16 protein-coding genes are annotated in these 21552 nt (G+C 58.3%); 6 read left to right on the top strand and 10 right to left on the bottom strand.

The window, feature by feature from the left end:
* Positions 1-4: 4 nt before the first annotated feature.
* Entirely contained in the window at positions 5-1525 is a 1521-nt protein-coding gene (locus LB554_RS28165; protein WP_224588084.1) for a phosphomannomutase/phosphoglucomutase, read from the bottom strand.
* A 718-nt stretch (positions 1526-2243) separates the two neighbouring features.
* Between LB554_RS28165 and LB554_RS28160 the strand changes: the two genes are divergently transcribed.
* Positions 2244-4124, top strand: coding sequence for a GumC family protein (locus tag LB554_RS28160; RefSeq protein ID WP_224588082.1), 1881 nt, complete (start codon positions 2244-2246; stop codon positions 4122-4124).
* A 127-nt stretch (positions 4125-4251) separates the two neighbouring features.
* Positions 4252-5043: a sugar transferase gene (locus tag LB554_RS28155; protein WP_224588080.1), complete on the top strand. Its 792-nt coding sequence runs from the start codon at positions 4252-4254 to the stop codon at positions 5041-5043.
* Positions 5044-5058: 15 nt separating this feature from the next.
* Here the strand turns inward: LB554_RS28155 and LB554_RS28150 are convergent, their stop codons facing one another.
* From LB554_RS28150 to LB554_RS28140, 3 genes are all read right to left on the bottom strand, one after another.
* On the bottom strand, positions 5059-5295 hold the full coding sequence (locus LB554_RS28150) for a hypothetical protein (RefSeq protein WP_224588079.1): 237 nt from the start codon (positions 5293-5295) through the stop codon (positions 5059-5061).
* Positions 5296-5611: 316 nt separating this feature from the next.
* The gene (locus LB554_RS28145) at positions 5612-6925 is read right to left on the bottom strand and encodes a polysaccharide biosynthesis/export family protein (RefSeq protein ID WP_224588078.1); all 1314 of its coding nucleotides are present in this window, start codon (positions 6923-6925) and stop codon (positions 5612-5614) included.
* Positions 6926-6940: 15 nt separating this feature from the next.
* Complete coding sequence (locus LB554_RS28140) at positions 6941-7813, bottom strand: glycosyltransferase family 2 protein (RefSeq protein ID WP_224588077.1); 873 nt, start codon at positions 7811-7813, stop codon at positions 6941-6943.
* 246 nt (positions 7814-8059) lie between these two features.
* Here LB554_RS28140 and LB554_RS28135 point away from each other — a divergent pair, with 246 nt between their 5' ends.
* Positions 8060-9292, top strand: a complete 1233-nt coding sequence (locus tag LB554_RS28135; protein ID WP_411908859.1) for a glycosyltransferase — start codon at positions 8060-8062, stop codon at positions 9290-9292.
* Here the strand turns inward: LB554_RS28135 and LB554_RS28130 are convergent.
* Positions 9285-10415: a glycosyltransferase family 4 protein gene (locus LB554_RS28130; protein ID WP_224588076.1), complete on the bottom strand. Its 1131-nt coding sequence runs from the start codon at positions 10413-10415 to the stop codon at positions 9285-9287. The genes LB554_RS28135 and LB554_RS28130 overlap by 8 nt on opposite strands.
* A gap of 187 nt (positions 10416-10602) precedes the next feature.
* Between LB554_RS28130 and LB554_RS28125 the strand changes: the two genes are divergently transcribed.
* Positions 10603-11874, top strand: coding sequence for a glycosyltransferase family 4 protein (locus tag LB554_RS28125; RefSeq protein ID WP_224588075.1), 1272 nt, complete (start codon positions 10603-10605; stop codon positions 11872-11874).
* Between the two features lie 259 nt (positions 11875-12133).
* Positions 12134-13561 carry a DUF4214 domain-containing protein gene (locus tag LB554_RS28120; RefSeq protein WP_224588074.1) on the top strand — a complete coding sequence of 476 codons (1428 nt, stop codon included), beginning with the start codon at positions 12134-12136 and terminating at the stop codon, positions 13559-13561.
* Positions 13562-14157: 596 nt separating this feature from the next.
* Here the strand turns inward: LB554_RS28120 and LB554_RS28115 are convergent.
* Both LB554_RS28115 and LB554_RS28110 read right to left on the bottom strand, forming a co-directional pair.
* Positions 14158-14916, bottom strand: coding sequence for a response regulator transcription factor (locus LB554_RS28115; protein ID WP_140793011.1), 759 nt, complete (start codon positions 14914-14916; stop codon positions 14158-14160).
* Between the two features lie 611 nt (positions 14917-15527).
* A complete protein-coding gene (locus LB554_RS28110) occupies positions 15528-15746 on the bottom strand; it encodes a hypothetical protein (RefSeq protein ID WP_140793013.1) in 219 nt (72 codons plus the stop codon).
* A 509-nt stretch (positions 15747-16255) separates the two neighbouring features.
* On the opposite strand from LB554_RS28110, the gene LB554_RS28105 reads away from it, so the two are divergent.
* The gene (locus tag LB554_RS28105) at positions 16256-17722 is read left to right on the top strand and encodes a hypothetical protein (RefSeq protein ID WP_140793015.1); all 1467 of its coding nucleotides are present in this window, start codon (positions 16256-16258) and stop codon (positions 17720-17722) included.
* A 111-nt stretch (positions 17723-17833) separates the two neighbouring features.
* Here the strand turns inward: LB554_RS28105 and LB554_RS28100 are convergent, their stop codons facing one another.
* The 3 genes from LB554_RS28100 to LB554_RS28090 all read right to left on the bottom strand — a co-directional run.
* A complete protein-coding gene (locus LB554_RS28100; RefSeq protein WP_224588073.1) occupies positions 17834-18919 on the bottom strand; it encodes a glycosyltransferase in 1086 nt (361 codons plus the stop codon).
* Positions 18920-19603: 684 nt separating this feature from the next.
* Positions 19604-19927 carry a DUF982 domain-containing protein gene (locus LB554_RS28095; protein WP_224588072.1) on the bottom strand — a complete coding sequence of 108 codons (324 nt, stop codon included), beginning with the start codon at positions 19925-19927 and terminating at the stop codon, positions 19604-19606.
* Positions 19928-21167: 1240 nt separating this feature from the next.
* A partial coding sequence (locus tag LB554_RS28090; protein WP_224588070.1) for an ArsR/SmtB family transcription factor occupies positions 21168-21552 on the bottom strand: 385 nt, incomplete at its 5' end.

Genomic DNA, 21552 nt, shown 5'->3' with positions numbered 1-21552 from the left:
CCTCTCAGAATGTCTGGTTGTAGGCCCCGACCTCTGGATTGCGGCGCAGGACGGCGTCGATCGCCTCGAACATCTGGCGACGGCGCTCCGACGAGACGGGGCTTTCGACGACGACGACAATTTCGGGCTTGTTCGACGAAGCTCTGACCAGACCCCAGGTGCCGTCTTGAGCCACGACCCGCACCCCATTGACGGTAACCAGATCAGCCAGCGGCTGACCCGCGAACACCGTCCCGTCCCCCTTCATCTTCATGAAGTCGCCGACGACCTTGTCGACAACGCCGTATTTGACTTCGTCGGGACAGTGAGGCGACATTGTTGGCGTGCCAAAGGTTACGGGCAGGGCGCGATAGAGGTCGGCCAGCGTCCTTCCCGGATTGCGGTCGAGCATCTCGCAGACGGTGATCGCCGTGATGAGGCCGTCGTCATAGCCACGCCCGATCGGCGGGTTGAAGAAGAAGTGCCCCGACTTCTCGAAGCCGGCGATTGCGTTAAGCTCGGCAACCCGTCGCTTGATGTAGGAATGCCCCGTTTTCCAATAGTCCGTCCGTGCACCGTTTTGCGCGAGAACGGGATCGGTCATGAAAAGTCCGGTTGATTTCACGTCTACGACAAAGGTGGATTGCGAATAGAGGCTGGAAATATCTCGCGCCAGCATGACGCCGACCTTGTCCGCGAAGATCTCGGAGCCTTCATTATCCACCACGCCGCAGCGGTCGCCGTCGCCGTCGAAGCCGACACCCAAATCGGCACCGGTTTCCAAAACCTTGTCCCGGATCGCATGCAGCATTTGCATATCTTCGGGGTTAGGATTGTAGCGCGGAAAGGTGTGATCGAGCTCCACGTCAAGGGGGATCACCTCACAGCCGATGGTCTCCAGCACCTGGGGGGCAAATGCGCCCGCCGTCCCATTACCGCAGGCAACGACGACACGCGGCCTGCGTCGAACGTTCCTTCCGGCAGTCAAGTCTTCGATGTATCTCTCGCGAAAGTCGGAAACGAATTCGTAGCCGCCGCCACCCACCAGATCGAAGTCGCCGTTCAGCACGAGCGCCTTGAGCGCTGTCATCTGGTCAGGCCCGAATGTAAGAGGCCTCTGCGCGCCCATCTTCACTCCGGTCCAGCCGTTCTCATTGTGGGAGGCCGTTACCATGGCAACAGACGGAGCGTTGAGTGCGAACTGCGCGAAATAGGCGGTCGGGGAAAGCGCAAGGCCGATGTCCTTGACACGTGCGCCAGCCGCCATCAGCCCTGACACCAACGCCATCTTTATGGACATCGAATAGCTGCGAAAGTCATGGCCGGTAATGATCTCAGGGCCCGCGCCCATCCGGCGGATCAGAGTACCCAGACCCATGCCCAGCGCTTGGGCGCCCATCAAATTGAGTTCGGGCTCTTTCTCAGAGCCCGGATGCCCAAACCACCAGCGCGCATCATACTCGCGGAAGCCAGTGGCTTTGATGAGAGCATTGTTCTCGAACGCGAATGTGTTTGGCTTGGCTTGGCCGACTATGTTTAGGGTCACGACTTTCGCTCCGAAATTGCGCCAACATTCCTAGCATCTCGGCGAGCCACGGCCGCTTCATGAATTCGGGTAGCGCTACCCCACGCTTCGTGCCGCCTCATCCAATAGGTGGAGCCCATCGATGACCGAAAGGATGTCTCGTCTGGGCATGGCGGTTGAGTATCGTGGGAAGTAGGTCCGCGTCGGGCGCTAACCTCAATGTGGCTGTGTAGTGCCGCTGACACCATTCAGTTTCCTTTTTCGGAAGAACGTCGATCATAGGCGTTTCCGAGCCTTGGCACGTGCGCTCGACGGCATTCAGCCAGAAATCGAAAGAGAATCGGAGCGACTTCGCGGGGCCTGGAAACACATGACAGATTGTGCGGCGTTTTCCCTGGAGGCAACGGAAAACGGGGATAAGAGCGAACGCCTGTCAGCTAAGCTGGATATTCTCGCCCGGGACCTTGCAGCCAACCGAGCACGACAGTTGCTGCTGGAACGGCAGAAGTCATTTCTAGCCACGATAAGGGCCGGTCTGCCGCGCATTCTTCACTCCCACAGGGCGTAGGTCTACGCCAATTGGTGGCGTTTACCTTCCCCCGCGTCGGCGTAGTCTTTCTTGCAAAGCTTGGGATCGCGGGGCCTCGGCTCTTATGAGAACATCGGGCGGACGCCATGAAGCTCTTGTGTCGGGCGGCGTGCACGAAGGATTCTCCTTCATGCCCGCCGGAGACTTTGAATGAACCGTTTGTTCGCCAGCCAATGGCCCTTGGCAACCAATCATCAGGCCAATGCCGGACAAGAATTCATCGGCCTCTCGGACATAACCGAGTTTCTGAGATATTATGTCGGAACAATGTCGGCCTGCCTTGCCGCGGCACTCCTGGTCGCATGGTTTTACAATTCGACCACCGATCCGGTTTTTACAGCCAGCGCGAAGATATTGATTGAACCGAAGCTGCCCCAACATCTGCAGGAGGGTGGCGAAATAAATCTCTCGTTGGACACCGCACAAATAGAAAGTCAAATCGCTGTACTGCAATCCGAGAAGATTGCTTCCATGGTCATCGGTCGGTTGAAACTGATTGAGGATGCAAGTTTCAATCGCCCCGAGACACCGATATTGCAGGAGAGATTTAGGAAAATCAAAGATATAATGGTCCAGGCTGTGGGGCTTGAGAAAAGCATCTGGCTGAACGCGCTCTGGGGGCATATCGGTTTAGGCGCTCCGGAGTCGGTCGCGAAGCTGACCGACTACCAGAAGTCACGTCTCAGCATGCTGATTTTCCTCAATGGCCTCGATGTGCGAAGGGTGGGTGTCTCCTACGCGATAGACATATCCTTCACCTCCGCCGATCCCGAGGGCGCCGCCAAGATTGCGAATGCAACGGCCGACGCCTTCGTGCATGAGCAGATCGACACCAAGGCCGAGTCGGCAAGAGAAGGTGGGGCATGGTTGGAAAAACGCCTTCAGCAACTGCGCACCCAGATGAACGAGGCAATGGCCAGGGCACAGGCATTCCGCTCTCGACACGATTATAGCGTAGGCGCTGATTCAAGTGCCGGTGACGGCGTCAATTCTGAACCTACTCTCGAAGAACTCGAGGTGACCGCCGACACCTACCGAAAAATGTATGAGAGCTTTCTGCAGGCTTACACCAATTCAGTAAGCCAGCAATCCTATCCCGTCGCCGATGCAAGAGTAATCACGGCCGCGACACCACCGCTTCTTCCAAGCGCTCCAAAACCGAAGCTGGTGTTGGCCTTCGCCGGCGTCGCAGGGCTCATTCTCGGCATTGGCCTTTCCTTCGCGCGGCATTCATTCGACTGGACCATACGCTCGCCACGTCAAATCCGCGATAACCTGGAAATAGAGTGCGTAGGAGAATTGGCGCCCACCAGCAAGCGCAGGGAATTCGGAAACGTCGACGAGGTGACTAGGCATCCGTGGTCGCGATACAGCCAGAGTCTGAGGAAAGTGCGAACCGAAATCAGCTTGGCGGAGACGAACCATCCGGTGAAATTCCTTGGCCTGACTGCAGTGTCGAACAACAGTCAGAAGAGTTCCGTCGTCAGCAATCTCGCGACCCTGTATTCTATGTCCGGCCTAAAGACATTGGTGATCGACGCCGATGTCCGGAGATCGACGATCACCACTCAACTGCTTGGGCGCTCGAACGTCCAGGGCAAAGAGTGCCAGGATGGTTTTCAACACAATGTCATTCGCGCCGTGGGGCGGCGGTTCGACGTTCTTTCAAGTTCCGTGGTGGATGCAAAAAGCCTGCTCGTGCCAAGAAACATGCAGGCTTTCCTGTCTCAAGTCAGTGCTGAGGATCCGACAGCCGACGAACTGGCCGCTTATGATATGGTCATCGTTGACCTGCCAACGCTCGAATCCGGGGCGGATGACCTGATCGTTGGATCCGTGCTCGATGGTGTCGTGGTCGTTGCGGAGTGGGGAAAGACGCACGTCGACACGTTGCGGGAGCTTGTGAGGACGCTGCAGGCCTCCAGGACGCCGATACTTGGCGTGCTTCTCACGAAGGCGCGGGCAATGACGTCCAAGCACCGTCGGATTGCGGCCAAGCGCAGCGCTTTCGGAAGTCGGCAAAGCGTGTAGGGCAATCATACGTGAGGATTAGGGGGTAGCCGTTGGAGTATCGCGCTACCTCCTTTGCATTTCTTGCCGGCAAGTTCCGTCCTTGGAAGACTGTGGAAGTTGAACAACGAGAAACAGCGACCGTCACATGACAAACGCCTTCGAGAAGCAGTCGCACCAGGGGGGGGCGCTTTGGGGCCAGCCCGCTGTGCCGGCGGCGGTCGAGAGCAGGGCGGTCCTGCATGTTGTTTCTGCGCGTGACTACGCCGGCGCCGGGACTGTGTTGAATGACCTGTCGGATGTCATCACTGGAGCGACGAACCCTCCGATCGGAGGCGTCCTCAAACGGATCATGGATCTGGTCATCGCCGGCGCAGCGCTCGTTTTCGCCGCGCCCGTCATGATCCTCGTAGGTCTGTTGATCAAGATTACGGCCGGCGGTCCGCCAATATTCTCGCATAGCCGCGTAGGCTTCGGCGGAAGGTCATTCGATTGCTATAAGTTTCGCTCGATGGTGCGCAATTCGGACGAAGTTCTGAGTGCATATCTTGATGCCAACCCCGACGCACGCAGGGAGTGGGAAGAGACCCACAAGATCAGGAACGATCCGCGCGTTACGCTCTTGGGGCGACTGCTGCGCAAGTCCAGCCTGGATGAGCTTCCCCAACTCATCAACATACTGCGCGGTGACATGAGTTGCGTGGGCCCAAGACCTATCGTCAAGGACGAACTCAGGCGTTATGGCGAGCATCAGGCGGAGTACCTCGCAACCAGGCCGGGACTCACCGGTCTTTGGCAGGTGAGTGGAAGAAGCAGCATGGACTATGATAACCGCGTTGCGTTGGACAGCCAATATGTGCGGAACTGGTCGGTCTGGCTCGACGTCGTGATCCTGCTCAGGACCATTGTCGCGGTCATGCGGGTCGACAGGGCCTCCTGAAGCGTCGAGCGACGATCACTTTTCGTTTCGAGTCCAGCAGTGCGCTAGAGACAAGCCTGCGAGGTAGGCGCAAGCCAGAACAAATACCAGAATTAGAGATTTGCCAACGGTCACATTGCCAGGCAGCCCCATGCTATTCCAGGTGACCGCCCCGATCACCAGCAGTGCGGTCGCTGCCAGCAGCGCCGCAGCCTTGAATCGTAAACCCAGTAGTATCCCTGCCACCGACACGGCCAGTATGCTTGTGAGCACCGATATCTCCAGTGGCACCAGCAGAACCAGTCGGCTTGCCGCGGCAGGGAGTTCCGTCAGGGGCCAAGAGCCCGCGTGCGCCAACTGATATGCGGCCTCGCAGTGCAAGGCAAGTGCTAGAGACGGTGTGTCGGAATGCTGTTCGAAATATCGCGAACGGGTACTTGTAGGGCGACATATTTTTCGGGTCATGGCCACGAGCATGACCATGCACGACCCGCTGTGCCCGTCCAACGCCACCTGTAGCAAGAGGGCAGCCCGGTCGATCAGCGGCCGAGCCAGGATACGGCCCTGGTTGGCCCCAACCCGGATCCGGTCAGTTCGTACTTCCAACAGCAGTTGTTTCCGCCTGGATGCTTGTATCCGCTGCGGGCAAGCTATCTAAGCCCGACTGCGGCAGCGGGATTTCGACCTTCACGGTATCGCCCGGCTCGACGAGGGTTGTCTCCTGGGCAGCAAACTCTTCCGTGCCGCTGTCTTTCGGCCTCACAATCGTGAAGATCGGCTTGGCCCTCGCGGCATTTTGCCTTAGCGCCAGCAGAGCCGGCACTGCAACCTGGGTCTCGCGCAGCAACTGCACCGCGGTGTCGGACTTGCTGGTGACCTCATTGAGCTGCTGTTGTGTCTCGCGCAAGCCCTCGGCAACCTCGCTGGAATGCTGATTGCTGAGGTTGAGGATTTCGATGTCCGTCTTGCTCATCTCCTGCCTGACACGCAGCATCGAGGTCTCGGCCGCCAATCTGTCGCTCTGCATCTGGGCGACGGTCCCCTCCAGCGAGAGTTCCCGCGGTGCGACCGCGAGGCCCTTCTGCACGAGATTCGAGACACCCGCGAGCTCCTTTTGGATGAGTTCGATCTGTTTGTCATGGAAAGTCAGCTGTTGCTCGAGCGAGGCCAGCTCCTGTTGCAGGAAGTCCTTGAGTTCTCGCAGTGAGCGCAGTTGGGTCGCCAGTGCATCCTTGCGGATAACGAAAATCTTGCGTTCCTGGTCCATTGCCAGCGCAACGGTTGCGTTCGAAGCCCTGTCCCTCAGTTCGCTCGGGAAAGCGATGTCTTCACTGCCGGCCAGCTCTGACAGCAACCGCGCTTTGCGCGCGAGCAGGCTGACATTGTTCAAAGCCAGCAGCCCGACATCGCCTTGGCCCGCAATGAACTCTCGTCCAAGCCGAGACACATCGTCCTCGCGTATAGGCAACCCGCCGGCGACCCCGAGCGCCTGCAGTACCGTCAGGCCGGGCCTGTAGGGAAATTCTCCGGATTGCTTGACGTTGCCGATGATATAGAATGGCCTATATTGGGCAATCTCCACGGCCACATCCGGCTGGCGGCCGAGACCCATGTGCTGCATCAGCCGATCGCCTATGGCGTGAGCGAGATCCCCGGGAGCGGAGCCCTCGGCGCGCATCTGCCCAACAAATGGCAGGAAGAGCGTCCCATCGGCACCGACAGTGAAACTGTCATTGAGAGCCGTCCACTCGAAGATGACGTCACGCGATGCGCGCCATTCGTAAACCTTGAGCCTGACCTTGTCCTGCGGCCCAAGCAGGTACTCCGCGGCTGACGCCGGCAGCGGACAGGCAGCAGCTGCCGCCAATGAAATCCCTGCCACTGTTGAAAGCAATTTGCGCATTGTCTTCCCCCGTCGTCAGATCTTCAGGATGTATTCGGGTTCGATTCGCCCCATGGCGATATGCAGGATCGCGAGCGCGTTCCCGCTGAGACGACCCCTTCGGTCGACATATGGCTCGGGCCAAAGGCTCTTTGCGAGGTTGGCTGCAATATTCCTGAACATAAGGGGAAGCGCGAAAGAGGCTGGAACTGTCCCTTTCCTTACCAGGTAGACCGCATTGGCGACCTGGGAGTAGCCGAACCGCTTTCCGCTGACGCGTCCCGTTTTTATTCCAAGATGAACACCCGTGATCGACGTCACGCATACGACGCGACCTCTGGTTCTCATTTGACTTGTGAAGTCGATGTCTTCCTGCCAGCCATAGAGGACGAGGCGCTCGTCGAAGCGCAAATCGCCAACCAGCGAGGAACGGAACGACATGTTGCATCCGTAGGCACCGACATGGTCGACCACGCAGGGTCCATTTGCTGTGTGGCCTTCCGATTCCCTTAGCGCAGCTTCTGCATCCTCCCAGGTAAGACCGGCATTGGTGGCGCCGTCTCTGACGACCCTGCCCATCACAACCGCCCATCCCTCATTTCCAGCAAATGCCTCCTCGACCTGCCCCAGGTATCGAATGGAGGGAACGAAATCGTCGTCGAAGAATGTTATGATGTCGAAACGCCCCAATGCGGGCACAAGAGCGGTGTTGCGTTGGGCAGCCAATCCTTTCGGACCGAAAACACTCGATACCGGGAACCGGCAGCCGTCCGGCAGTTCGATGTGTGTGGCGTCGGGTGCCGACAATATGACTTCATCGGGAGGTCTTGTCTGGCCGCCTAAATATCCAAGCAGGCGAGCAACTTGCTCGCTGCGTCCGAGGGTCGGGATAATTACTGCAAGTTTCATGTTTCTTCCAGGCATCGCTTCCCTGACCCTATGATGACGCGAGGGCTCAAGCAGCCTGCATAAAAGTGGGCTCGACCAACGGGGCCTACCCCCGGGTACCCGCTTTCGAAGTATTTCCCGCAAGCGGCTCACAATCATAAGCGGTAGGGCAAATGCCAGCCGGCAGCAGTCCGTGACCGATCGGACAACTTGCGATCCTCCTTCGACAAAACAGAAACTGAGGCCTCAAAGGGGAAGGGGAGAACCATGCTCCATGAACGCTCTTCCGACCTGGCCATCGCGGCCAAGGTCGAAATGCCGATTGAGGAGTTTCCGGCTGCTCCGGTGTCCGACTTCGACAGATATGCCAGGATAGCGGTCGTTCACGACTGGTGCCCAAATTTCCGGGGTGGCGAACGAGTTCTGGCGCAGATATGCAAGCAATTTCCCAATGCAGAGGTGTTCACACTTTTTGATTTCCTCCCGGCTGAGGTGAAGGAGCAATACTTTCGCGACGTGGAATTTCATGCCTCCGCGGCCAATCGGATACCGATGGTACGGAAATTCTACCGGTCCCTCTTCTTCTTTTGCCCATTTCTGATCGAGCAGTTCGACGTGACCGGCTATGATGCTGTGATCTCGTCCTCGGCGGCATTTTCCCGAGGTGTGATCACAAGACCTGATCAGCCGCATCTGTGCTATGTGCACAGCCCCGTCCGCTATGCCTGGGATGAGCAATTCTCCTACCTTCAACAGGGCAAGCTCGGCTTCGGTCCGAAAGGACTGCTCTACCGCTATATGCTGCACCGTCTGAGGACCTGGGATACGAGAACCGCGCACGGTCCAGACCTGATGCTGGCGAATTCAAACTATGTCCGTTCCCGAATCCAGCACATTTACGGACGTGACGCACGGGTTGTTTTCCCGCCGGTCTCGCTGAAGGAATTGCCCTGCGTAGAGGACAAGGACGACTACTACGTCTCGGCGTCCTTCCTGGCCCCCTACAAGCGCACCGACCTGGTGATCAGGGCTTTCAACGAGATGCCGTCGCGACGGCTGGTCATAGTCGGCGAAGGGCAGCAATCAGCCAGTTTACGATCGCTGGCGGGTCCGAACGTCACATTTTCGGGGTTCCTCCCTCGCAAGGAATATATCGATACGCTTGCCCGGGCGAAGGCGATGGTGTTTGCGGGTTGCGAGGACTTCGGCATCGCGCTCGCCGAGGCGCAGGCCTGTGGGACGCCGCTGATCGCTTTCGGCAGAGGCGGCGCGGTCGATATCGCGCGAGGCCTGGGAGCAAAGTCCGAGCCGACGGGGGTACTGTTCAAGGCTCAGACCATCGAGCACCTCATAGACGCGGTCAAACGGTTTGAGGAACACAGCCACCTCATCACGCCCCAGGCCTGCGCCAAGAACGCGCAGCGCTTCTCGGAAGAGAATTTCGACCGCGCCATGCTGGAGTCCATAGGAGCGGTCCAGGCACTTCACGCGATCATGTGAGTTCACGCAGCCTGACTATGTTGGTTTCTGTATCGATACCGTCAGCAACAGCCATCGCCTGCAGGTAGCGCAAGGCGCTTGCTCTCCAGCTATATGCCGAGGCTCTAGCCTGTCCCTTCCCTATCAACTGCAGGCGCAGGGTCCTGGAATTGCGGAGTTCCATGAAACGGTCGAACCATGCCTGCGGATTGTCAGCGGCAGCATAGAGGGCTGCGTTCCCACAGACCTCTGGCAGGCTGGCGCGTTCGGACACGACAACCGGACAGCCGAGCGCCATTGCTTCGACAACCGGGAGACCAAAGCCCTCTGTTAGTGAAGGAAAGGCCAGGCAAAGCGAGTCCGTCAACAGCGCAGCCAACTCGTTGTCGCAAATGCGTCCGAGCCAATGGATGTTTCGGGCTTCAGCTCTGGCCGATCCTGTTTTGAAAATGGCCGAACCCGCCATGCCGACAACCGCGATCTTCAGTCCAGCTTTGCCAAGGCGGTCGGCCATATCGAGAATGAGATTCACATTCTTGTGGGGTGCGGCGCTGCCGATCATGACGATGGTTTCGCGCGAGGCGGCCAATCGTGTCGCTGCCGAGTGTTCAGCCTTCCACAGCAAGGCATGTTCATGGCCGTTCGGCGCAACGAAGACCCTCCGCTCTGGGACGATGTCCCGCCGGACCAGTTCGCCTAGCGAAAAATTGGAAACTGTCGAAATGCGGCATGCCATCTTGCCGAGGCATGGTAACAGCGCTTTGTAGGAGGTCCTGAAGCCAAGTGAATAGCTGTGTGGGGCATTCCAGACATTTGCATCGTGAATGCACACGATATGCTTGCGCGACAGAACCGGCCCGGTATTGCACAGGCTGAGTAGCCCGCCGCCGCGCACAGAGGCGGCTAGCCGGGTCTGCTCCCATAGATGCCCACCGCTGCTGCCTAGCACGCAACGTTCGATAGAATTGAGCGGTATGTCCGAGCTCCCCGGTGGGCAGTGAAGCCTGAGCTCAAGCCCACAGGTGAGCGGCGCCTGTTCGGTGATCAGCGCGTCCAGCGAACGGACGATCTCTCCCGCATAGCGCTGGACGCCCGTTGTCGGTTGGGAAAGGAAACGTCCGTTTATTGTCCAGTGCCGTGCCATGTCACCCTCTCGATGTTTCTAGTTTTAAACCGCTAGCGCGTGCGGTCACTACGGCCGTTGGGTCATCCAGACGCGCTGAGGGTCATCCAGCCAGGCGAGGGCGAGCGTTGGAACTACCTCAAACGTTTGAGGGCCGCTGCGTTGGCGACGGTGTTAGTCTGGCTGTTGGTCCGGCAAGGTGGAGGAGATGGTGGGCAAATCTGAGTTCAATGCGGCGCCGGCGTTGCAGTCCAGGAACTCGCGCCGGCAGAGCGCCGCCGCGATGGTGGCAAGATCGCTTCCCGACGGCTCGCCGTACCTGATTGGCCATCCTGGCCGGACACCGGCGGACTTCGAGCCGCCCAAGCGGCGGTGGACGATAAACGGCGATTTCACGACGCTTCGACGCAATGGGATAGCGCGTTACGCCCACGAGGTGACGATGGCTCTCGATGCCCTTATTTCCGAAGGGCATCCCTTGGGTCGCGACCTTGAGATCGATCTCGTGGTGCCGCGCCCGCCTGCCGAGGCTCTTCATCTCAAAGCCATCTCGATGCGGATCGTCCCTGAGTTCAACAGGCCTCGACTTCCGCAGTTGTGGGTGCAGGCGCAGTTGCCCTGGCACGTGCCGGGAGGGCTGCTCAGCTTCTGCAACCTCGCGCCCGTCGTGCTGAGACGCCAAATTGCATGCATCCACGACATGCATACGAGAATGATGCCGTCGAGCTACGCGAGAGGGTTCCGTTGGGCACACCGCCTGATCCTTCCAATGCTGGGCAGGCGGGCCGCACGGATCACGACGGTTTCGCAACTCTCCCGCAGTCATTTGGTCGAGTTCGGGATCGCACGCGAGGAAAATATCGTCGTTACCTACAACGGCAGCGATCATGCCAAGAAGTGGGACGCAACAAGATCATCCCTGACCGTCAATCGGGGCAGGCCATATGTCGTTTGCCTAGGCCGGGGGGATCAAGAATACAAGAACATGGGGCTTCTAGCCAAGCTCGCATCGTTTCTAGATGGGATGGGTCTCGACCTCTGGATGCCTGGGGATATCGACGAGACCACGGTCTTGCGGCACGTCCCGGAAATGCCGTCGAACCTAATCCTCCTTGGGCGCGTAAACGATCACGACTTCAAAAAGGCGCTCGAAGGCGCCCTCTGCTTCCTGTTTCCATCACGGATCGAAGGCTTTGGGCTGCCCGCAATCGAGGCGATGGCCTCGGGTTGCCCGGTCATAGCCTCGACTTCGCCCTGTTTGCCTGAAATCTGTGGAGATTCCGCGCTCTATGCGGACCCGGACGACGTACAGTCATGGGCCGAAAACGTTCGCCAGCTAGCGGTTGACCCGGATTTGCGTAAGCGAATGGTTGGCAAGGGCCATACCCGGGCGAGCAGCTATTCTTGGCGATGGATCGCATGGAAGTATCTCGAGCTTATGATCCAGGTCGACGCGGATTTCGGGGAAGTCTACGGGTAGTCGAACGCAAGTGCAGTTACCCCCAACTGATTGCCGCACAAAGCACATATCAATTCGTTTCATCACGGCACGCATCAACGCCCATCCGGGTGTCCTGTCAGGGAAGTGGCAGTCAAATAGTCATGCCGCCTGATGGCTAGGTCATGGCCTCCAAAGGAGGTAATGCGAAGCTTCCCACCCCCGTATAGGCAAATTGCTTCAACATCCGGTAGTTCCGACAATCCCGATATTGAATGTCGTACAGGGAGGCATGATCGCTATGTCGTTTCGTTTTGCAGCCGCGGCTGCTTTGTTGCTGACAGCATCCGCGCCCGCATCCGCCGATTTGCTCTGGGGCGTGAACGGCCATCCGGTGGTTTCCTACCCGGATGTTCCGATCGAAAGACAACTCGATTTCGTCAGAGATCTCGGCGTCAAATCATATCGGGTCAACATCACGGCGGCAGATCAAGGAGATACCCTTGCGCGACTCGTAAAGGCCGGCAAAGAAAGAGGGATCGAAATACTGCCCGTGATCACGCCGGGACTAGACCTGGACAAGGACAAGCCGGAAGAGCTTTATGGCGAGGCTCGGCAATTGGCGTTCGCCCTTGGCGCCAGGTTCAAGAACGATATCCGCGTTTGGGAACTCGGCAACGAGATGGAGATATACGCCATCATAAAGCCCTGCGAGAAACGCGATGACGGGTCGCAATATCCATGCGGGTGGGGTCCCGCGGGTGGAAACGGAGTGCTCGACTACTACGGTCCGCGCTGGGTGAAGGTGAGCGCCGTCCTCAAAGGCCTGTCCGAGGGCATGACGGCAGTCGACCCGAGCATAAAAAAGGCAATGGGTACAGCTGGATGGGGCCATACTGGCGCCTTCGCGCGGATGAAGCAGGATGGAATCGCCTGGGACATCTCCGTCTGGCACATGTACGGGGAAGATCCCGAATGGGCTTTCCGCGAGATTTCCTCCTACGGCAAACCGATCTGGGTCACCGAATTCAACAACCCCTACGGAAGTCAGCGCAGCGAGCGCCAGCAGGCTGACGGCGTCAAGCAAACAATGACACGGCTTCGCGAACTCCAGGACAAGTACAAAGTCGAAGCAGCGCACATCTACGAGCTGCTGGATGAGACCTACTGGGCTCCAAGCTTCGAAGCCAATATGGGGCTGGTCAGACTTGCCGCAAACAAAGGCAAATGGATAGCAGGTGAACCCAAACCTGCCTATATGGCTGTTCGCGACATCACCCGTGGCCCGCAGCCCCTGCCCAAACCGCGCCGGGATTGCGATGCGGGTGCCAAGTTTGCCGACGGGTTCACCTATGTGCGTCAGGTAAATTTTGCCTATTGCCTCGTACTTGGCCATAACGGCGACGCTGCGGAGTTGGATCGCTGGTCGGCAACGCTCGAGAGCGGAGGCGCCCGGCTCACCAACGTGATCATGGAAATGATTCGCTCCGAAGAATTCGAGGCTAAGTATGCCACGATTGGGCTTACCGACCGCGCCTATGTCGCGTTTCTTTACCTGCTCTTGTTGGAACGCCCCGCGGACAGCTACGGTATGGAAACCTATACCCGCCAGTTGCGCTTAGGATCAATGACGCGCGATGCCATTGCCTTTGGCATCGTCAGCTCGAGCGAATTCAAATCCCGACATTCTGCCATGCGCGACGCCTCGGATGTGCCCGCGCCCGACTAAGCAGGGCAAAGACGCCGGGTATGGCGGTGGCATTGCAAGTCCATTGCTCCGGCCGCGGCACAAGACTTGAGGCCGCCGCCGGCAGGTCCGTCTGATTTCACGGTTGACCGGAATCTGTACAAGCATGGTTGTTTCGCGCCATACCATGGGCCCTGAAGGACGAGATCATCAGGCAGATGCATCACCAGCCGGCCGGGGCGCGAATTTGCCAATTCCTTTCGCGACAGTGGCCGCGCCCCATCGGAGTTGCCGAGATGAACGCCGTTCCTTTTTGCCAGGGTCGCAGCACGCGCATTCGCGACGTTGGAACCGCCGTTGCAGCGCTGCCCCCCACCTGCTCTTAAGACGGCCGGAGAGACCACGATTGATGAAACCTGGCGCGAGAACCGACACTGTCCTTTGCCCGCGTCGGTGTGAGAGCACCTGCAGTTGGTGCATGATCCTGCAAACGGAATAGATTTGCGAAAACAACCGCGGTGCTTAAGCCGATATTGCGTTTTGGCTCAGACGAGACGCCATTCGAACAATGGCGGAGCGACTTTAACAAAAATACGGCCCCCCGGGGCTAATCCCCGACGGGCCGCCTGAAACCACTATCATTCTTGCGCGAGAGCGCCTTCGCCGAAAAGATCGTTCACCTTGTAGGCGACCTCTGTCCTGTTGGTTGCCTTCAGTTTTTTCATGATGTTTCGGATGTGCACCTTCACAGTGCTTTCGCGCAAGTTCAGTTCGTAGGCTATGATCTTGTTCGCCTTACCTCGCCGAAGCGCCTGAGCCACTTCAGCTTGCCGGTGCGTGAACATAGCCGTCAACGGACGCGTCTCGCGGCTGCCTGAATCGATCAGATGCCGCATCGACAGCACGCTGCTGGCCGGCACGAAGATGCCACCCGCCGCCGCAAGGTTGACGGCTTCGACGCAGACGTCAATACCAACAGAAGTCGGGATGTATCCGCGTGCGCCGCATTCAAGTGCTGTTAGTATTTGCCCGAGATCTTCTGTATCAGATAAGATTATAACTGGAACAGAGCTGAACTCAGAAGAGATGGCTCTGATCTCATCTGCAATCCCACGGTCAGTAAATTTGCGTCCGCCAAGATTAAATAGAATGGCAGCTAGAGGAGGATAAGCCCCCTTCTTTATACGCCATTCTTCGATCAATCCCATGGCGGCAACGGCCATTCCCAGGTCATGATCCTCGAGGGCCGATGCGAGACATTCGCGGTCCAACGCCCTTCCGTCCAGAATAAGGAGGCATTCTCTATCTGCTTGTTCGCTGCCCCTTCTAATGCTGCTCGACGGAGTTTCTGGTTGACTTGCGGAGTCGAAATTATGCAGTCCGTTTGCAGAAATCATACTAGTACCCCAACCCTTGATCAAACACGACGACCTTCTGGCGGCCGACATAACCCCCTCAAATTCCCGGATTTTCTTGAAGTTTTCTGCCCGTCCCGTGAAGGCCTAGCTGGACTTCTTCAGCTTAGAGCGCTCCTCGTTTCCCAAACGCCACCTAGGATTGAATAGTTTATGCTTTACAAGTGGGTGCTAATCTAAGTTAATTTTCCGATAATTTTTTTATTCAAGCCGAGCGAATGTCGCCAGTTGCGCGGGCAACAGGGCTGGCCGATAAGCTCAGCTCATGAACCAAGCATGCAAATAGTCCGAGATTGACTAAGCCGTCATGCTCATTCAATAGGCGGAAGCTGGGCAGGCAGTACTCTGTGGCGTCTTGCCACAAAAGGCTTCGTTGACGAAATGCGTTGCCCAGGACGAACATCGATTTGCCAGCGTCTGCCCGGGCCTTCGCGGTCTGTCTGCGGACACGCGAGACAAGATAGGGGAGCCGCCCGCCCGCCCCGATGGCTCCTCTATCGCTTTGCGGGAGCAGCGCCAGGACGGCGTAGTAGAAATCCGCCTGCCGGCATTGGCTGACAGGCTGATAATGCTCCTGGAATTGACGCTGGACCTCAGGCGTTTCCCTGGGGATCCGTCTCACTCAGCCACCGCCTACCCTTTTCATCGCTGCGGGTCACGGTTTCGAAGGCATCGATCAACTTCTTGGCGGCCTTGTTGGCAAGGTGGGATTCAGGATAATGGGCGCTCACAGCGCGCGCCCGTTCGTAAATTTCCCTCAATTGCATCATCTGCTTAGGGCCAAATGCGCCATGGACAACCTGGGTGGTCATACCGCTTATCCTCCTCAACATGGACCTCTGGAGAACCCACCCCGTTTGCCAAGAGCTCCCGATAGTGTCCCATTAACACGACGTCTCTCGATTGTAAGCAGAGACGTGCCCGCAGTTCTGTGTATAAGTGTGACATTCGCCGCCGTCGAGGCGTTCTTTAGTGTGCGTTTGCCAATTAGCCGTTTGCAGGAAGGGGTAGGCGGGAATCCGCAAGGGCGGCGTCTCGAAAATTCCGGAGGTGTCGGCCCTACGCCGCACGTGCTTCTCTTGCTCAAGCAAATCGCTCCATGCTCGCCATCCATTTCTGGCAGCCCGTTTTACCAGGCTCACCGACAAGCATAACGCCGCGGTGGGGTCTGCCGCTGCTCGGTGCTAGGGCCTCCCGCGGGACACGGGACTACGCCGTTTGGCTCTCTTGCCCAAGCTATGTGCCTGTCGAAAGATGCATCACCGGATAGCGTCTTTCGTCAACGTTACCATGACCAACTGAGAGCGGGGCTCGATCAGCAATGCAGGTTTCTTTACCGGGTCTGCTGGTGTGCGCGGCTATTCTGATCATTGCATACTATTCCCGGGGACTGCTGATCGTTGGGCTGATTGCTTCCCAGGCATTCGGCGCCACGGCCCTCATGACCCTGACTGTTTTGGGTGGGTCATCTCCGCTCATCTACACCGTGTTCGAGGCTCTACTCGTCGCTGCCGTCGCTGCCAGACGACGTATATGGCTTGACTTGGGAAGCGTGTTTGGGAGCATCCGCCCGGTCTGGATCCTTGCGAGCCTCATGGTGTACGCAATCATTGGGGCGTGGCTGTTTCCAAGGTTCTTCGCCGGCCAAACGGCCGTCTTTGTCCAGTCGAAAATCCGCGGCACCGTCGTGGAAGCGTCGCTGGCTCCGGTTTCAGGCAACATCTCTCAGACGGGCTATTTCATTCTCGGTGGGCTCACGACCATTGCGCTTTGCACCCTGTTGCTGCACGCCGACAGGATAGACCAGCTACGCCGTGGCTTCTTCTTGTGGTGCGCCCTGCACGCTGGCATGGGGCTGATTGATTTCGTCAGCAAGAATGCCGGTGTGGGCGACGTGCTCGCCCCGGTCAGAACCGCCAACTATGCGATCATCAGCGACGCGTACGAGGCCGGTTTCGCGCGCATCACGGGACCTTTTTCCGAGGCTTCTTCGTTTGCCGGCGCTTCACTGGTCTGCCTGGCTTTCTCTTACACATATTGGAGAATGACCGGATCGCGCCTTGCCCAGTGGCTGTCGGCCATCCTGATTTTCCTGACCATCCTTTCGACGTCCTCGACCGCCTACGTTGGCCTGACTTTACTGTGTATTCCGGTCGCCCTCTCAATGCTGGCATCAGTTCTCCGGGGAAGAGTCGAACGGGAGGAGATATTGATCACGGTGCTGATGGTGCTCGGCGTGGCCGTTGTTATGGGCGTCAGCCTCTACCGGGCCGACGCGCTGGACCCCTTCGTCAGGCTCATCAACAGCACCATCGTCAACAAAGCCGATTCCGCCTCGGGGCATGAGCGCACCTATTGGAACCTCAAGAGCCTGCAGTCCTTCGTCGACACCAGTGGCCTTGGCGTCGGCTTCGGCAGCTCCAGGGCATCGAGCTGGCCGATCGCGGTTCTCTCCCAGCTTGGTTTGTTTGGGTCTCTGATGCTGGCAATGCTGCTCGGTGTCCTGATCAGGGGCTTGGGCGGGGTCCAACAGTGGGTGGCGCCTGAAACGGCTGCAGTTGCAATGAGCATCAGGAACGCCGCCTTCGCGGGCATAATCGCTAACTCGGTGTCTGGTGGCAGCGCCGACCCCGGCGCCGTGTTCTTCATCGCAATCGCCGTCGTCTCTGCCACCAGGGTCAGCGCCTTGCGCATGGCGGCAGATTTTGAAAGGCGCAATCCCTATCGGGCGGCACAGCCCACGCCTGCTGTCGATGCCGCTACCCCTTTTGGCGCCGAGACGGGCTGAAAATGAAGGCGTGCGCTGGCAGCGGGCAATGCCATTTTGATCTCGCGCGGCCCAGCCCCTTTTTGACCGCCGCCTATGGGCGAGGCGGCAATCCAACGCCCTGGACCCATTCTATGCTCCCAGCAGGAGACTTCTCCAGCCCTGCAGGAAGCTTCGTTTCGAGGCGCGGGAAGCAACGTCGCGCAGCTCGAGGCTGGTCTGCGCCTTTTCGTGAGAACTCCGTAAAAACGCGCGCCGCATCGCCTGTCCGATTGCTGCCGTGTCTTTCGGCGACACTTGTGCGCAGACGCCTTCCACGGCTTCCACCAAGGCGCTGTCTTCGGAGACGATGGGGAGAAGGCCCATATGGGCAGCCTCCAAGGCTGGCATGCCGAACCCTTCCAGGAGGCTCGGCAGGACGAATGCCTCAGCGTGCGCGTAGAGCCAGCGCAACTGGCTGTCCGGCACATATCCCGGCATCACAACCCCCGGTATCGAGTTCGCAAGATCAATGATCTTATCGCGGCCCTCGCCTCGCGGACCGCAAAGCACGTATTTGATACCTTGCTCATAGAACCCGGCGTCCCGATATGCCTCAAGCGCGGCCTTCTGGTTCTTGCGTATCTCAAAGGCGCCAACCGTCAGGAAGAAGGGGCTGTCGATACCAGGAAGGGCTTCCAGGGCTCCGGTAAATAGACCCGTACGCACGTACAGCGGAATCGTGGTGAGGAAGCGGAAGTGCAGCCCGAAGATCGAAACGAATTTATCCTTCGACCAATCGCTGACGAAAACGACCCCGGGTCTGCACCTGCGGATTTTTTCATAAGCGACACGGTAGTTCTCGACGGTTACAGCGTCATAGAGAAAACTATGGCTCAAAGGGCCGATGTCATGGCAGAGCACGATATCTTTTTCGGCCAGCTCCGATCTCAGCACAAAGAGCGGATCGAGAAAGACGCGCGTGTTCCGGTCGGCGGCTTTGCTGCCGATCAAGCAGCGTGGGCTGTCCTTGAGCCAGTTGATTTCCAGCATCATCAGCCGCGCCGCGATCTTGCGGGCCAGGCCTTCGGGAGCGAGCGCACCAAGCCGCCAATACCGAACCTGCGCGTGTTCGGGAACGAACTCCTGACAAAGGTCCTTGGCGATGTGCCAAGCGCCAGTCCGGTTCAATATCGATAGCGAGTTTTCAAAAAGTGGACGGCCGACAGCTGCAGCCACGGACTCTGCACAAGCCGATGCAAATCTTCCCTCCGCCCTCCGTGGAGCTTGCCGCTTCTCAATTTCCAACAACCGTTCACCTAATGTCGAACCGTCGGCGGCTTTGATCCGATGCGCAGCATCGGAAAAATCGTCGCAAGTTTCAGTTGATTGTCAAAAGCGTATCGGGGGGCAGGTTTTTGTCAACAAAATCACTGGGGAGGAGGCTCCTCTAAAAGAGCAGGTTCGGTCTAACCTTATTGGCTGATAGTTGCGCCACTGAGATTGACCATCCACCTGCAGATTTCGCGCCTCCTTGCGCTCGCTATGTCGGCCGACTGGCATGGCGCAGGTCGACTGCGGGTCAGGGCAGCCGGCGCTCTACCACCTCTGCCATGCCCGCCGCGAGTTCTGCAGCCAGTCATCGATAATTGGTGCAAGAGCGTCATCGTCAGGCCATTGCAAGGGCAGCGAGTGGACACGTATTCAGTCCACCCAGTCGAAGGATGCCAGCCTCATTCGGACTGGCGGGCCGCAGCAGGGGAGGGCGGATATGCCGCCTTTCATTCAGTTCCAGATCAGCGGGCGAGCGAGCGGAGCGAAAGTGGGGTCGTCCTCAGCTAAAACACCCAGGGCCTGGCGGAAGGAGCCTAACCCTTTCAGGCTCCTCCGGGAGCCTGCCGGGATTGTCCCCTCGCGGTCGATCTAATTATTAGCAAAAGATTCAGAACGCCCGTCGTAAGCTGTCATCCAATCATCCGCCGCGCGTGCGACCGCAAGTTCAGTTGGATCCGGCGCTTGAATTCCGTGGGCTTGAGCATAGGCCTCAAAGGTCGCGCACGCCGCCTCAATGTCTCTTTTGTCGGCAAGCGCGGACCGGCAAAGGGCGGCTGCCGCCTCATAGATGGGGCTGCGTCTGCCGGTCCACTCATCGAGGACCTGAACGGCTTCTTGAACGGACGTCACAGGATGGGGAAAGCCAAGCCCCACGAACACGTGAACTGGATGACTGAAGCGGTGCACCGACATTGTAGGAGGCTCCGTTGGGATGGGCTGTGGCCCGACTGCCGGGGATGATTTTTGGACTTATTTGGCAGCCGGGCCGGGGCCATCACTGGCGTGCTTATCTTCGCCGACTATCAGCAACAACACAACTAAACCTTAAGGATAGCCCTTCCGAACGTGGGCCATTGCCTCGATAACGAAGGTGCAGTTCGCGAAGTAAAGTCAAAGGCATTCGCGGTTTTCCTTTCGCGGGTTACGCAGTAGGACTTAAGTCTCATGTCCTAGGTTCCTAAGGTCTAAGCTGGCCGCTTTGGTTCCGCGAACGTCTATGGAATGTTCCTTCGTCGAGTAATCTCGATTAGTGCTCCAGGTAATACGCCGGCAACTCACGGCGGTCCAAGAGGGAGGTCGACTGTTCAGGTTCGGCGGAGCGATACGGGCAGCATTCTCATCTTGGTCAATCAAAACCAGATAACATCGGCGACCCGTTAAGCTCAGCACGCCCTTAAGGCACGGTGGCAGCAATCTACCGCCGAGCGCGGGAACGCCCGCTATTGCGCGGCTCCTTCGGCACTCCGTTAAATTAGTCTCGAGGTGGCAGCCAGGCGAGATAATTTCAGCCAGATTATCGCACGCGAGACCGTCAGCACGGCAAAGCGCGCCGGTCTTACCCGACTCCTGTCTCACTTCATGATCCTGCCGCGACCTTTGCCCGGTCCTGGCTCCGCCCGCGATTGAAGTAGTGCTCATTTCCTCCGGGTAGCAGCGTCGCGATAACGCGCCACTCGAAGTCGATGGAATCCTATCAGCTCACGGCGATGCTGAACCAGGCTTCCAGCCCGGGCAAGACCGCCAGCCTGTGACTGAGCCTGCCTTGCCGTTGTGAGCGTCGCGGCCACATACTCACTGCGATTCAGTTTGCTCGAGCGAGGAAGGCAATGCGGACCTCACTCTACGACCTGAGCGAGCCTACCTTCCTGCAAGCCGTGAGACCCATCCGAAGCGTTCTCGGCCGTGCCGTCACCTCTTTTCAACACCGGTGTCGATCCCAATCGGTTCGTGCAAACCCGCCTTTTCGATGAGATGGCGCCATTTCATGTTCAGATCGAAGCGGCGTGGCATCATTCCGTATTGGGAGGTTGAGGCTCTCAGGACTGGCGCGTTCAGAAACGGCCCTGGAGGCCGTCGCCCCGGAGAGATTGACGGCTGCGCGGGCAAGCACCTAGACCTGACATACAAGGCGGCGCGGCTTGGTGCCCACCGATTAGCCGGGGCGCCAAGAAGATGACCCCTTTCCCGATCTCTTTCGCAGCGGAAGCTTGTCGCTTTCGGCGATGTCGCTAAGAAAGCCAATCACCATCTTCGCCTGTTCGGACGTACAGGAATAGAAGCGCCGTTTACCTTCGGTACGCGATCGGACGATTCCGAATTTGGCCATGCCGCTCAAATGCTGTGAAAGGGCGGTCTGGGTCCCGCCCACCAGAGAAACTAGGTCCGACACGGATTTCTCACCATCCATCAGATGAACGACGATCAGCAATCGCTTGCTGAAGCCCAGGGCTGCGAATAGCCGAGAGGCAACGGACATCTGCCGTCGCGAAGGTTTTCCCTTAGAGGGGCGGGTGCGAAGGGCGGGATCCGCTTTGACT

Source organism: Mesorhizobium sp. CO1-1-11, from assembly GCF_020164995.1.
Taxonomy (GTDB): Bacteria; Pseudomonadota; Alphaproteobacteria; order Rhizobiales; family Rhizobiaceae; genus Mesorhizobium; species Mesorhizobium australicum.
This window is presented reverse-complemented; position numbering and strand designations above follow the sequence as displayed.

What these genes read in the sequence shown, in the direction of transcription:
- LB554_RS28160 (WP_224588082.1), top strand. Translation starts at nt 2,244, where the DNA reads ATGAACCGTTTGTTCGCCAGCCAATGGCCCTTGGCAACCAATCATCAG.
- LB554_RS28155 (WP_224588080.1), top strand. Translation starts at nt 4,252, where the DNA reads ATGACAAACGCCTTCGAGAAGCAGTCGCACCAGGGGGGGGCGCTTTGG.
- LB554_RS28145 (WP_224588078.1), bottom strand. Translation starts at nt 6,925, where the DNA reads ATGCGCAAATTGCTTTCAACAGTGGCAGGGATTTCATTGGCGGCAGCT.
- LB554_RS28140 (WP_224588077.1), bottom strand. Translation starts at nt 7,813, where the DNA reads ATGAAACTTGCAGTAATTATCCCGACCCTCGGACGCAGCGAGCAAGTT.
- LB554_RS28135 (WP_411908859.1), top strand. Translation starts at nt 8,060, where the DNA reads ATGCTCCATGAACGCTCTTCCGACCTGGCCATCGCGGCCAAGGTCGAA.
- LB554_RS28130 (WP_224588076.1), bottom strand. Translation starts at nt 10,415, where the DNA reads ATGGCACGGCACTGGACAATAAACGGACGTTTCCTTTCCCAACCGACA.
- LB554_RS28125 (WP_224588075.1), top strand. Translation starts at nt 10,603, where the DNA reads ATGGTGGGCAAATCTGAGTTCAATGCGGCGCCGGCGTTGCAGTCCAGG.
- LB554_RS28120 (WP_224588074.1), top strand. Translation starts at nt 12,134, where the DNA reads ATGTCGTTTCGTTTTGCAGCCGCGGCTGCTTTGTTGCTGACAGCATCC.
- LB554_RS28115 (WP_140793011.1), bottom strand. Translation starts at nt 14,916, where the DNA reads ATGATTTCTGCAAACGGACTGCATAATTTCGACTCCGCAAGTCAACCA.
- LB554_RS28110 (WP_140793013.1), bottom strand. Translation starts at nt 15,746, where the DNA reads ATGACCACCCAGGTTGTCCATGGCGCATTTGGCCCTAAGCAGATGATG.
- LB554_RS28105 (WP_140793015.1), top strand. Translation starts at nt 16,256, where the DNA reads ATGCAGGTTTCTTTACCGGGTCTGCTGGTGTGCGCGGCTATTCTGATC.
- LB554_RS28095 (WP_224588072.1), bottom strand. Translation starts at nt 19,927, where the DNA reads ATGTCGGTGCACCGCTTCAGTCATCCAGTTCACGTGTTCGTGGGGCTT.